This is a genomic window from Plantibacter sp. Mn2098 (assembly GCF_049319745.1).
In the GTDB taxonomy this organism is placed as follows: domain Bacteria; phylum Actinomycetota; class Actinomycetes; order Actinomycetales; family Microbacteriaceae; genus Plantibacter.
In genome coordinates this window covers 37,647-50,848 of sequence record NZ_JBMOUH010000001.1, presented here as the reverse complement: position 1 = coordinate 50,848, position 13,202 = coordinate 37,647, and the positions used below count along the sequence as shown (strand labels likewise).

Sequence of the window (13,202 nt, the reverse complement as noted above, 5' to 3'; positions counted from 1 at the left end):
CCGCGCGAGAGAAGGTGCCGATCCGCGGATCAGACCTTCTCTCGCGCGGTTCTCCTTGTCTCAGGCAGGCGTAGCCGAGCGAGCAGGCTGCCGGGTGCACAGCGCATCGACCGCTCGAACCAGCCGTCGCTACACCGCGACCGCCACCGACCCCGTGTCCACCGACGCCGCACCGCGCACCGGCCGCACCGCGACCCGCCGCGCGAGCACCACGGCGGCGATGGCGGCGACGACCGTGATCGCGAAGCATCCCGCGAACGCCAGTCCGCCCTGCAGCACCTCGCCCACGGGAAGCGACACGGCGACCCGATCCACAGCGGTGAACATGATGCCCGTCGCCGCGAGCGCCAGCGCCCCGCCGAGTGCATCGGAGATCGACATCGCCGAGCTGTTGAAGCCCTCGGTCCCCGGGTCGGAGTAGGCGAGCGTCATCACGCTCAGTCGCGGATACATAAGCCCCATACCGGCCCCGCTGATGACCCACGCGCCGATGAGGACGGCGAGCGACAGACCGGCGAGCGCCGTCACGAGCGCGAGGCTCACCGCGACGAGCAGGAGGCTGGAGCCGATCTGCACCGCCGTCGCGTTGGAGAGTCGTGTGTCCATCTTCCCCTGCAGCCACGATCCGCCTGCCCATGCGACGGCACCGCCCGTGAGCGCGAGTCCGGCGACCTCAGGATCGATGCCGTGCTCACGCGTCATGAGGTACGGCAGGTACACCTCCGCGCCGAAGAACGCAGCCGATGCGAGGCCGCGCAGCAGGATCACGCTCGGCAGACCGCGCCTCGACGTGAGCGTGCCGCGCGGGACCAGGGGCCGCAGCGCGAGGATCGCCACGACCGCGCCGACCACGGGTACGGCCCACGCGGTCCAGCCGGAGAACTGGTTCGAGATGTTGATGACGAGCACCGCGACCGCCGCGAGGAGCGCCCAACCGAGCCGCACGAGGTCCCAGCGGGAGCCGGTGGGCTCCGGTGCATCGCCCGCCTGCGCACGCAGCATCCGGAACGCGGGGAGCATCATCGCCCCAGCGATCACGACCAGGCCGACGACGCCGAGGAACACCCAGTGCCAGCTGATCCGCTGCGCGACGACCCCTGCCACGAACGGGCCGACGAGCGATGGGACGACCCACGCGGCCGCGAAGCCGGCGAAGATGCGGGTGTGCAGTGTCGGCGGGTAGATCTTGGCGACGAGCACGTAGAGGGCCACCGTCATCGCCCCGGAGCCGAGGCTCTGCACGAGCCGGCCGAGCACGAGCATCCACATCGTCGTCGCCGTGCCGGCCAGCAGCAGGCCGATGATGAACAACACGATCGATGCGATGAGCGGGGCGACAGGGCCCGACCGGTCCGACCAGGTCCCGGACGCGACCATGCCGATGACGCTCACTGCGAGCGGGCCGGCGAACGCGAGTGCGTAGAGCGACGCGCCGTCGAGTTCCGCGCTCACGACGGGCATGATCGTCGTCACGGCGAGCGACTCGAACGCGCCAAGGAAGATGAGCGAGAGGGCGCCGATCGTGACCCACAGGAACGGGCCCGAGAAGATGCCGTCTGCGGGCGGTGCGGTCTGATCCGTCCGCCCGGTCTGCCCGGCCTGCCCGGCCTGCGCTGCCTGTGCGGTCTGATCCGTCTGGCCGACGGTTCCGTCGCCTCCCGGTGTCTGCTGTTCTGGGGAGGCGGCGTTCGTCGTCATACCCGTCAGGCTATCTTCTCAAGTCAACTTGAGATCAATTCTGCCGTCACGCTCCCGTCCATCCAGCCCGCGAGGGGTCGCATCTGGCTAGTCAGGCAGGGCCGTCACGAGCCATCTGCGACCCCTCGCGGGCTGGTGTATAAGGTGGTTTATAGGAATGCGACGGGGTGTGCCTGCCTCACGCGACGACACGAAGGAGTTGATCATGAGGCAACGAAGAAGGACGACCGCAGCGCTGGTGCTCGGCATGCTGATCGCGAGCCTGGGCGCACAGGCCGCATCGGCGCACGGAGGCGATGCAAGCGACGGGAACGGAGCTGATATCAACGGAACCCGCAGCTCCGAGGCGAGCATGAGCGAGGCGGCCCGCCGCCAGGCCCTCGATCGGGAGTCCAGACAGGACCGTTCGGTCCCTGCGCGCGACGCTGCAGCGTCGCCGAATGCGATTCCGGCCCCTCCAGACGGGACCGTGTTCGGCATCGACATCGCGAGCCCGCAGGCCGGCATCGACCTCGCGATGTTCGCTGACGGAGGCGGCGAGTTCGCGATCATCAAGCAAGGCGGTGGAAATGCGGACGATGCGCCGTACGTCGCGCCGAGATACGCGGAACAGCTCGCCGGAGCGCGAGCGGCAGGACTGCCGGTTGGACACTACTGGTTCAACGGGCAGAAGCTCGGCGTCGAAGCCCAGGCGGAGTTCTTCGTCCGGACGGCCGACATCGAGCCGGGCGACGTCATCGCTCTCGACATCGAAAGCGAACCGGACACGGACACGCGTCCCTTCACTCCCGCAGAGGTCGGCCGCTGGATCGACGTCGTGCGTCAGAGCTACCCCGGTGTGCAGGTGCTCCTGTATATGAATCGCACGCTCATGAACGGGAGCGACTGGTCTGCACTGACCGACAACCCGCTGTGGATCGCGTACTGGGGCGATGACGACGGTGACATCGGCCAGGAACCGGCCATCGCCTGGTGGACGGAGTGGACCGTCTGGCAATTCACGTCCGCAGCGCGCGTACCGGGGTTCGACGGGGACGTCGATGGCGACCTCGCGCGCGCCGACCTCTTCACCCGCTTCGGCTGGCAGCCGCCCGCCACCTGATTCCATCCCGCGAGGGGTCGCAGATGGCTAGTCAGGCAGGGCTGCCACTAGCCATCTGCGACCCCTCGCGGGCCGGGACGGGGAACTTGAAGCCGAGGTGGGACGGCGTGAAGCCGAGACGTTCGTAGAAGCGGTGGGCGTCGGTGCGGACGGCGTCGGAGGTCAGCTGGACGAGGGATGCTTCGAGCCCTGGCGCCGCGACATCGGTCACCCATCGCATCATCGCACCGCCGATGCCCGACGACCGCAGTGCACTGCTCACCCGCACGGCCTCCACGAGCAGCCGAACCGATCCGCGTCTCGCCATCCCGGGGATCCGCGTCAGCTGCAGCGTGCCGACGAGCTCACCGCCAGCATCGACGACCACAAGCAGATCGTTGGACGGATCGGCCGCGATCGCCTCGAGCGCCGCCGCATAGCGGGGGCGATCCTCCGGCGCGAGCACGTCGCCACGCGTCCGACTGACCTCGTCGTCGGCCAGCAGCCGCATGAGCGCATCGAGGTCCGTCGATTGCGCGCGCCGCATCGTCATCGCCCCCGATCGCGTCTCGATGGCCACGGGCAGAGCGAGTTCAGCGAGCATGCTTCATCCTCTCATCCGCCCTGCGCCCGCCTGTCCTCGCGAGCGGCAACCGATTCGCGGCGGGCGCCCGCCGCGCATCGGCTCACGGCGCGGGAGTCGGCGCGGGGGCCGGAGCGGGCGTCGGCGTGAGCGACACCTCGTCCGCTGCCCGAACGTCCCGATCGCGCAGCGGATAGAACCAGAAGCACACCCAGCCGATGGCCGCGGCGATCGCCGGCAGCACACCCATCAGGGTCCGCACACCGGTCGCGACCACCTCGCCCTGATCGGCGCCGAGCGTGGGGTCGTACCCCGTCGACGTGAGCACGGCGGCCACGGCGACGGCCTGCACGATGACCGATCCGCGCACGACGAACCCGTTCACCCCGAAGTACACACCCTCCCGGCGCAGGCCCGTCCGGCGTTCGTCCTCGTCGATGATCTGACTCAGCGCGACCTCGAGCAGCTGCAGCATCCCGGCCACACCCACACCGACGCCGACGCCCACACCGACGGCCCCGAGGATCCCGGTCGGCAGCACGTAGCCGAGCGACGCGATCGCGAAGATCCCCACCGACCACAGCAGCGAGGTCCGCGGCGACGTCCGACGCACCACCCACGACCAGCCGATGATCGCCGGGATGGCCGACACGAAGATCGCCGCGAGCAGCGGGGTCCCGGCGGTCTCCGGCTCGTGGAGCGCGTATCGCACATAGAAGGGAGCGGAGGCGATGATGATGGACGTCGCCGTCTGCACGGCGAGCGACCCGAGGACGTAGGTCACGAAGGCGCGGTTCGCGAAGGTGTACCGCAGTTGTTCCCGCCAGGGCGTCGCGGCCTCCCGCTCGGCGACGACGGCACGTTCGACCGGGCGTTCGATCATCCCGGTGAACGACCACACGAAGAAGCCAAAGCACGCGACACCGAGGCCGATGGCCATGCCCGGCCATCCGATCGTCCCGTACAGCAGCGGCGCACCGGCCGTGCCGAGGATCATCCCGAACAGCCCGAAGAGCTGCCTCGGCACGTTGCCCTTGGCGCGCTCGGCCGTTGTGCGGAAGATCTCCGGGAACAGCGCCGACACGTTGAGCACCACGGCGACGACCGTGAGGTCGTACACCGCGACGATGACGACGAACCAGACGAGCAGACCGATGGGGTCGAGCGCCGGCGGCATCCACACCAACATAAACGCCACGACCATCGGCACGATCCCGAACCCGATCCACGGGATCCGGCGCCCCCACCTCGTCCACATGCGGTCGGACGCCGCGCCGATCAACGGGTTCAGGGCGGCGTTGATGATGCCGTGCACGATCATCGCGCCGGCCACCCATTCGGCGGGGACGTGCAGGTGATCGGCGTAGAAGTAGACGACGAACGCCGAGAACGTCTGCGCCATGAGCTGGATGGGGAACGCCGACGCCCCGAAGGCGATCGTGACCCGGCGGGAGGGAGCACCGACGAGGCGGCGATCGCGCACTCGCGCGACGAGGCCGGTCATCGGGTGGCCGTTTCGGTGCTGTTCGCCTCGGTGCCGGATGCGCCGCCGTCGCGTCCCGCCCGCTGCACCGCGCGGAGGTCGCGCCATCCGACGCGCACGATACCCTCCTCGGCCAGGACCGCTTCGACGTCCGGATCCGCGAGCAGCCGGTATTCGTAGCCACGCTTCGCGGCACCGTAGTCCGCGATGTCGCGCAGCTCGGCGTCATCGATCATCGGGTGCAGATAGAACTCGGTGACGCCGGGACCCACCTGCCGCAGCAGCTCGATGAAGCCCGCCTTGACGTCGTCGTAGCGCTCCTCGTCCGGACCGCCCTCGCCGCGGAGCTCGAACGGATGCGTCCACAAGCGGTCGAGGATCACCACGCCGAGGTCGTCTGCTGCCTGTGTCATCCGGCCCAGCACCGCCTGCACGGACGGATCGAGACCCATGCCCTCGATCGTGCGCGGGAGCCGGAACGGCAGCCCGGCCGATGCCGCAAGCGACAACACCTGCGGCAGGAACGACCGGCCCGTCTCCAGTCCGTAGGCGGAACCCATGTGGTTGTCGAGGTGCGTCACGTCGAGGCCGGCGTCGAGCGCGGCCGTCAGCTGGGCGGCGATCTCGGCAGCGACGTCCTCATCCAACGCCTGGCGTTCGACCGTCGCGACATCCGCCGGGAAGTAGCCGGCGTCATCGGTCAGACTCGTGCCGATGCCGGTGAGCGGACGCCACCGGTACCGCTGCCACTCGCTCGTGAGCACGAGGTGCACACCGACCTGGACGTCGGGGTTCGCCGCCGCGAACGCGAGGGCCTGCGGTGCCCAGGAGCACGGCACCATCACGGTCGCCGAGTCCAGACGACCGCCGCGCAGCAGCTCGCTGATGGCGTGGTTGGCCGAACGGCACATGCCGAAGTCGTCGGCGTTGAGGATGATCGCGCGGGTGTCCGGGCTGTGGCCGAGTCGTTCGATGAGACCGGAGGGCGCGGCGCCGGGGATAGTGGTCATGGTGGGTGAGTTCCTTCGTCGTTGAGGGATCGGGTTGGGTTGTTCACTGGCCGATGGCGGCGGCGAACGCCGTTTCACGGAGGGCGTCTCGGACGAGCTCTGTCGCGCCGGTGATCGTCCCGCGATGTCCGAGGTCGGAGGTGACGAATCGCAGCGGGAGCTGCTGCATCCGTGTGTCGGCGAATGCGGCGACGCGCGGCGCGAGCTGGTCGTGCGCTGCGAGGCCGGTGAGGACGAACGACTCAGGATCGAGGACGAGCGCGATGCCGGCCGCGGCGACCGCGATCCGCCTGGCGACCTCGGTCGCGATGCGCTCGGCGCCGGAACTCCCCTCGCCCGCATCGTGGAGGTGATCGGCGAGCGAGCGGAGCGGATCCAGGCCCTCCGACCGGGCGATCTCGGCGACCGCCCATCGGCCGAGGGCCTCCTCCCCGAGCTGCAGCCCCGGGTACGGCAGGAACGCCACCTCGCCCGCGCCGCCGGCCGAGCCGCGGAAGAGCCGGCCGTTGACGATGAGGCCGGCGCCGAATCCGGACTCGAGGGAGAGGACCACGAAGGTGTCGAGCGCTCTGCCGCGGCCGACGCGCTGCTCGGCGATCGCCGACAGGTTGAGGTCGTTCTCGATCACCACCGGGCAGCCGAGACCGGCGGTCAATGCGTCGTGCAGCGCGGTCCCGCCCACCTCGAATCCGGGCACGGACCGCAGCGTCCGGCGGTCGGGCTGGACGATGCCAGGGACACCGATGACCGCGTGATCGAGCACGGCGGATGCCGCCCCAGGCACACTCGATTCCGCGAGGCAGTCGTGGGCGAGACGGCTGATCTCCTCCGCTCGTGCGCGCGGGTCCGAACCGACACCGAGCGTGCGGGCGGTCGCGCGGACGGCCCCCGCCACATCGACGATCGCCACCGAGACGGCTTCGGCCGAGCAGTGGGCCGCGATGCCGACCGCGGCGTTCGGATCGATGCGATACACGGTCGCCGCCGGTCCCCGCCTCGTGGTGTCGAGGCCGGCAGACACCACGACGCCGCTGTCCACGAGCGCTTGCAGGGTCTGGGCGATCGTGGTCCGGGAGAGCCCTGTCGCCGTGACGATCTCCGGCCGACCGATGGGGTGCTGCGCATCGATCACGTCGAGCACGGCGCGGGCGTTGAGGGAGCGCAGGAGCGCCTGGGGTCCGGCCAAGACGGGTTCCACGGGCTGCCTCCGACGTCGATGTGGATGTGCTGGCACGAGTATGACACAAAGTTGCATACTCGACCAGAGTGGAGCGGGCATCGCGCGAACCTGGACCGCTTGCGATGCCGGCACCGATTCCCCCGGCCTTCCCCGGCCCGAATGCGGCATCGGAAAATCTCCACCTCCAGGGATGGGAATGCGGTTTCCCTGGTACGCTCGAAGAGCTGGTAACCAGCGTCACCGCGTCAATGAAGAGAAGGTCGTCGCCCCCATGTCCACGAGCACCGCACAGTACCCCGCGATCGAATTCCTCGTCGACGGCCGTTGGATCGGCACGGCTGAGCGCGAGAGCGCCCCGGTCGAGAACCCCGCGACGCGCGCCGAGATCGGCGCCGTCCCGCTCGCCGTCGAAGCCGACATCGACGCCGCCCTGGCCGCAGCCGACCGCGAGTTCGTGCCGTGGCGGGACACCTCGCCGCACCGCCGCGTCGCGATCCTCATGCGCGCAGCCGACCTCCTGCGCGAGCGCCGTGCCGACATCGCCACCGCCATGACGCTCGAGAACGGCAAGCCGTACGGCGACTCCCTCGGCGAAGTCGACTACACCGCGGACATCATCGACTCCCTCGCAACCGAGGCGCCCCGCCGCTTCGGTGCTGTGCTGCCCGTCGGCGCCGACGAGGGACGCACGATCGTCGTCTCCGAGGCCATCGGCCCGATCGCGGCGTTCGCCCCGTGGAACTACCCGCTCACCGTCCCCGGCCGGAAGGTCGCTGCGGCGCTTGCTGCCGGTTGCACCGTCATCATCAAGGCCGCGGAGGAGACGCCCGCGAGCGCAGTCGCCCTCGCGCGCGCCCTCACGGACGCAGGACTGCCCGACGGCGTCCTCAGCCTCCTGTTCGGCGACCCGGCGCAGATCTCGGAACGCCTCATCTCCTCCCGCGTCATCCGCAAGGTGTCGTTCACCGGTTCGATCGGGGTCGGCAAGCACCTCGCGACGCTCGCCGGCGCGGTCGCGAAGCCCACCATGCTGGAGCTCGGCGGGCACGCGCCCGTCATCGTGTTCGACGATGTCGACATCGACGCCGTCGCCCGCGAATCGCTCGGCAGCAAGATCCACAACTCCGGCCAGTCCTGCGGCTCCCCCACACGCTTCTACCTGCACGAGAGCATCCACGACGCGTTCGTCGCCCGCTATGCCGAGCTCCTCGAACAGGTCCGCATCGGCGACGGTTTCGACCCGGCCACCGAGATGGGCCCGCTTGCCAACGCCCGCCGCTACGCCGCGATGCAGCCGCTCGTCGACGACGCGATCGCCAGGGGAGCCGGCCTCGCCGCCGGTGGACACGGGGACGACTCGACCGGGTACTTCTACCGTCCGACGCTGCTGACGCGCGTCCCGGACGACGCGCTCACGATGACCGACGAGCCGTTCGGGCCCATCGCATCGACCACGACGTTCACGGATGAGGACGAGGTCGTCGAGCGTGCAAACAGCCTGCCGTACGGCCTCGCAGCGTACGTGTTCACCGCCGATGCGACGCGTGCGCTGCGTCTGCCGCGTCGCCTCGACGTCGGCATGGTGAGCGTCAACCGCTTCGGCGTCGGAGCCCGCGACACCTTCTTCGGCGGTCGCAAGGAGAGCGGTTACGGTTCAGAGGGCGGTCCGGAAGCCGTCGAGGAGTACCTCGTCAAGAAGCTCATCGCTCAGGCCTAGTCGTCGCCGTTCGGCCTTCGCCCGCCTCGGTCCCGCCACTCGGCCTCAGCTCGCGCGCTGAGGCCGGGCGAGGGGCGGACAGTCGTTCAGCCCTCGGCGCCGGGCTGGAACCAGGGCGTGTACGCGGCGACCTTGGTCTTGTGGCCGGCGGCAGCGACCATCCGCTTCACCGTCTCACGCACGTTGACCGTGCCGACGCCGATCACGAGGATCCGCTCGAACGGCACGTTGTCCGGCACGAGCACCTCGCCCTCGATGAGCGCGGTCTGGTCCTCGTCGTTCACGAGCCGCTGCACCATGCGGTGCGCACTGACCTTGTTCGCGGCGATGCGGGTGAGCACGCGCGCAGCATCGCCATCGGTCACGATGATCGAACGTTCGGCCGCATCCGACGCGTCGACCGCGGAGGACACCGCATCGACGGTCGTGACGAGGACGACGAAGTCGTTGATCGCTGAGGCGAGCGCATCGCCGGACAGCCGGTAGTCGGGTTCGCCGGAGCGGATGCGCTCCCACAGGAGTGCGTGCGGCGTCAGCGCGAACGGCACGAACTGGGAAACGGTCCCGTCCGGGACGCCGGCCAGCTCCGTCTTGCGACGGTCCTCGCGATACTGCTCGGCCGTGATGTCGACCGCCGGGTCGCCGCTCCAGCCCATGCTCTCGTCGGCGAAGATCGCACCGTCGGCGAGGATCCCCTCCAGGTTGCGGATGTGGGTCACGTGGTAGAGGCGCTGCTGCCCGGCGTTGAACGGCGGCTGCTTGGAGCCCCCGGCCGGCCGGGTCGCGGGCTGCACGCGCGGGGCGGTCGTCGTTGTGGTGCTGGTAGTCGTGGTGCGGAGGCTCGTGGCGCCAGCGGTCGACACCGGCTCACGGAGCGAGCTGGGGGCGAGGCGGGTCCGACGCTTCGGGGCGGCGGCTGGTGCGGGTGCAACGACCTCGGGGACGGGCTTCGGGAAGCAGCTGGCGCAGAGGCCGTCTTCGAAACCGTGGATGCATTCGTCGCTCAAGGCAACCCTTTCAGGTGTTCGGCTCGACGGGATTTCGACTGCGCAGGCGACGCGGTGACGAGCCGCTCAGACAAGCGTACGCGTGTTGGAGAACGATTTCGTCCGCGTCGCCTGAGCATCCGCTCGCTCGTCCGTTCCTCACTGCTCCCGCGCACCTCCATCCCGCCCCGCACCTGCTCGCGAACTGTCAGTTGTTGCTGGTTCACAGGGCGTCAGAGCAGCCACAACTGACAGTTCGCGGGCTGATTGGGGGCAGGCCGGGGTAGGTCAGGAGCGCTGGACTGGCGAGCGATGCCGCTTCACGGCGGTCACGATGAGGGCCACGACCGCGAACGCGACCGGAACCAGCAGATGCACACCGGCGAGCACGAGCAACCCGACGACGAGCACGGCCGACACGAGCGCCATCCACCACCCCGCGGTCCATCTGGGCAACAACCGCAGCGCGGCGATGACACCGAGCGCGTACACCGACACCATCGAACTCGTGTGGATGAGGACGAACGGCTGCAGACCGCCACCCGTCGCCCACACGGCGGTGAGATACACGAGCGCGAGCACGGCGACGAGCAGCAGACTGCGCCGCGGAACCCCGCCGGTCTCCGCGCCCTTCGCGAACCAGCGCGGCAGGTCGCCATCGCGCCCGAGAGACGCCCCGAGCTTCGCGAACGCCCCCGCGTACGCGTTGAGCACCCCGACCGCGACGATGACGGCCACCACCGTCACCGCCACCCGTCCGGCGCCAGGCAGCGTCGCATCGACGAGGTCGAGCAACGGGACACTCGACGCTCCGGCGCGGTCGCCGAGGACCATGACCGTCACGACCTGCAACGCCAGGTAGGCGAGTCCGACCACGGTGACCGCGATCGCGGTCGCCCACGGGATCGTCCGCTTCGGATTCCGGAACTCCCCCGCGATGTGTGTGACCGCCTCCCACCCGGCGAACGCCCAAACGTACAGGCTGATCGCGAGCCCGACACCGGCCCAACCGTGCGGGAGGAACGGTTGCAACCTGGCCGGATCCGCCGCGGGAGCCGACACCGCGACCACACCGACCACGAGCAGCACGAGCGCGCCCGTGAGCGCGAGCTGCAACGGGCCGGCGAGGCGCAGACCGATCGCGTTCGCCGTGAACGGCACCACAAGGATCGCGAGCGCGACGACGTACACTGCCCACTCTGGCCCAGTGATGCTCGCGACCACGTACTGCGCACCGAGCAACGCGACGACCGGGCTGCCGACGCACACGCCGAAGAAGAACCAGTAGCCGGTCATCCGTGCGGCGGTCGGGCCGAGGGCGATGCGGACGTAGGTCGCGACGCCGCCCGAATCCGGATGCCGCGATGCGAGTGCCGCGAACGTCCCGGCGAGCGGGATCGACAACAGCAGCACCGCGATGACCGCGACGATCGATGCGGGGCCGGCCGCCTGCACAGCGAGCGCCGGCAGGAGGAGGATGCCGGTGCCGAGGACCGCCGCGGTGTAGAGGGCGGAGCCGAGGGTCAGTCCGATCGTGCCGTGCGATGCGTGGTCGGCCGCTGTCGCGTCATCGCTGCTCCCGGTGTACCTGCTGTGCCTGCTGTTCCCGGCGCTGCCGCTGCTCTCGGAGGTCGCGGCGCTCCCGGAGCTCTCGCTGATCCCGGCGCCGCCGCTGCTCTCCCGGCGAGTTCGAGCGGGCGGAACGGTGGGGAGCGGAGCGGTCATCCCCCAAGCCTGCCCATCTCCCACGCCGCCTCCAATGGCAGAAGCGGCACCCTCCCACGATTTCCCGCCATCCGCCTATCGCGCGACGGCTGCTCGCATCGCGCCGCCCACAACCCGCCGCCCACGTCTGTCCGCAATTCCGGAATTTATGTGACAGGAGTGACGAAATCAGCGTTTTTCGGCCGATTTCGCCACATTCGGCGCAGGAATTCCGGAATTGCGAACAGGGTAGGGGTGGGTAGTGAGCCGTGGGCGGGGTCGGTGGATGCTGGGGGCGGGAAGCCCGGTACCGGTCGCCGCCCGCCTACACGGCGGGGGCGTCCAGCTTCGCGAGCGCAGCATCGAGATCCGCGATGAGATCCGCCACGTCCTCGATGCCGACCGACAGCCGCACGACGTTCTCCGGCACCGCCAGCGCCGTGCCCTTGACCGAGGCGTGCGTCATCTCGGACGGGTAGCCGATGAGCGACTCGACACCACCGAGCGACTCAGCGAGGCTGAACAGCTCCGTGCTCTCCACGAACTGCAGTGCTGCTTCCCGCCCGGCCTTGAGCGCGACGGACAGCATCCCGCCGAAGCCCGACATCTGACGCTTCGCGAGCTCGTGGTCCGGGTGTGACGGCAGACCGGGGTAGAAGACCCGCTCGATGGCCGGGTGCTGCTCCAGGTACTCGGCGATCGCCTGCGCGTTCTCGCTGTGCTGACGCATGCGCACCGCGAGCGTCTTGATGCCGCGGGTCGTCAACCACGCGTCGAGCGGCGCGGACACCGGACCGACCGCGAACTGCAGGAAGCCGATCTCCGCCGCGAGGTCCTCGTCGTTCAGGACGAGGGCGCCGCCGAGCACGTCGGAGTGGCCGCCGAGGTACTTCGTCGTCGAGTGGACGACCACGTCGGCGCCGAGCGCGAGCGGGTTCTGCAGGGCCGGCGATGCGAACGTGTTGTCCACAACGACGGTCACGCCGGCCGCGTGGCCGATCTCGGCGAGCGCGGCGATGTCGCTGATCTTCATGAGCGGGTTGCTCGGCGTCTCGACCCACAGGATCTTCGTGCGGCCGGGGATGATCGCGGCGCGCACCGCATCGAGGTCGGACATCTCGACGGTGGTGTTCTCGACGCCCTGCTTGCCATGCACCCGGTTGATGAGTCGGTAGGTGCCGCCGTAGGCGTCGTTGCCGAGGACGATGTGGTCACCCGGCTGCACGATGGCGCGGATGAGCGTGTCCTCCGCTGCGAGACCCGATGCGAACGACAGGCCGTGCGCGCCGCCTTCGAGCGCGGCGAGCTGCGTTTCGAGCGAGGAGCGCGTCGGGTTCGCGGAGCGGCTGTACTCGTAGCCGCCGCGGAGGCCGCCGACGCCGTCCTGGACGAACGTCGACGTCTGGTAGATCGGCGGGATGATCGCACCCGTGCGCGGGTCGAACTCCTGGCCGGCGTGGATGGTCCGCGTCGCGAACCCCGGCGTCGCGGTCGTGCCGTCGTTCGTGCCGTTGGTCGTGCCGTTGGTCGTGCCGTTGGCGTTCGCGTCGTTCGCGTCGTCGGCGTTGCTGCTGTTGCTGCTCTCGTTGCTGCTCATCGTGACGATTCTCTCTTCCACAATTCAGGAACTTTTGGGTAATTCAGGATGTCTTGGGCTCGGATTGCGCATTCTGGTCCTGAATTCCGTCAGAGTTCCTGAATTGTGCAACCGGTGAGCGATGGGGGCGGTGCGTGCGATGGGGGGAACGGGCGACGGCGCG

At 69.6% G+C, this 13,202-nt stretch carries 10 protein-coding genes; 2 read left to right on the top strand and 8 right to left on the bottom strand.

The window, feature by feature from the left end; all coding sequences use genetic code 11:
- Positions 1-129: 129 nt before the first annotated feature.
- A complete protein-coding gene (locus ACL9RL_RS00205; RefSeq protein ID WP_422778189.1) occupies positions 130-1,698 on the bottom strand; it encodes an MFS transporter in 1,569 nt (522 codons plus the stop codon).
- 205 nt (positions 1,699-1,903) lie between these two features.
- Between ACL9RL_RS00205 and ACL9RL_RS00200 the strand changes: the two genes are divergently transcribed.
- Positions 1,904-2,800, top strand: a complete 897-nt coding sequence (locus ACL9RL_RS00200) for a glycoside hydrolase family 25 protein (protein ID WP_422778188.1) — start codon at positions 1,904-1,906, stop codon at positions 2,798-2,800.
- 31 nt (positions 2,801-2,831) lie between these two features.
- Here the strand turns inward: ACL9RL_RS00200 and ACL9RL_RS00195 are convergent, their stop codons facing one another.
- The 4 genes from ACL9RL_RS00195 to ACL9RL_RS00180 all read right to left on the bottom strand — a co-directional run bounded on the left by ACL9RL_RS00195 (position 2,832) and on the right by ACL9RL_RS00180 (position 7,053).
- Positions 2,832-3,383 carry a GNAT family N-acetyltransferase gene (locus ACL9RL_RS00195; RefSeq protein WP_422778187.1) on the bottom strand — a complete coding sequence of 184 codons (552 nt, stop codon included), beginning with the start codon at positions 3,381-3,383 and terminating at the stop codon, positions 2,832-2,834.
- A gap of 82 nt (positions 3,384-3,465) precedes the next feature.
- A complete protein-coding gene (locus ACL9RL_RS00190; protein ID WP_422778186.1) occupies positions 3,466-4,866 on the bottom strand; it encodes an MFS transporter in 1,401 nt (466 codons plus the stop codon).
- Complete coding sequence (locus ACL9RL_RS00185) at positions 4,863-5,855, bottom strand: polysaccharide deacetylase family protein (protein ID WP_422778185.1); 993 nt, start codon at positions 5,853-5,855, stop codon at positions 4,863-4,865. The genes ACL9RL_RS00190 and ACL9RL_RS00185 overlap by 4 nt, the downstream gene beginning before the upstream one ends.
- A 43-nt stretch (positions 5,856-5,898) precedes the next feature.
- The gene (locus ACL9RL_RS00180) at positions 5,899-7,053 is read right to left on the bottom strand and encodes an ROK family protein (protein WP_422778184.1); all 1,155 of its coding nucleotides are present in this window, start codon (positions 7,051-7,053) and stop codon (positions 5,899-5,901) included.
- Positions 7,054-7,306: 253 nt separating this feature from the next.
- Here ACL9RL_RS00180 and ACL9RL_RS00175 point away from each other — a divergent pair, with 253 nt between their 5' ends.
- Positions 7,307-8,752, top strand: a complete 1,446-nt coding sequence (locus ACL9RL_RS00175) for an NAD-dependent succinate-semialdehyde dehydrogenase (protein ID WP_422778183.1) — start codon at positions 7,307-7,309, stop codon at positions 8,750-8,752.
- Positions 8,753-8,838: 86 nt separating this feature from the next.
- Here the strand turns inward: ACL9RL_RS00175 and ACL9RL_RS00170 are convergent, their stop codons facing one another.
- From ACL9RL_RS00170 to ACL9RL_RS00160, 3 genes are all read right to left on the bottom strand, one after another.
- Complete coding sequence (locus ACL9RL_RS00170; protein WP_422778182.1) at positions 8,839-9,759, bottom strand: DUF4433 domain-containing protein; 921 nt, start codon at positions 9,757-9,759, stop codon at positions 8,839-8,841.
- 267 nt (positions 9,760-10,026) lie between these two features.
- The gene (locus ACL9RL_RS00165; protein ID WP_422778181.1) at positions 10,027-11,463 is read right to left on the bottom strand and encodes an APC family permease; all 1,437 of its coding nucleotides are present in this window, start codon (positions 11,461-11,463) and stop codon (positions 10,027-10,029) included.
- A gap of 304 nt (positions 11,464-11,767) precedes the next feature.
- Positions 11,768-13,039 (bottom strand): cystathionine gamma-synthase, encoded by a 1,272-nt coding sequence (locus tag ACL9RL_RS00160; protein WP_422778180.1) that lies wholly within the window; start codon positions 13,037-13,039, stop codon positions 11,768-11,770.
- Between the last annotated feature and the right edge of the window lie 163 nt (positions 13,040-13,202).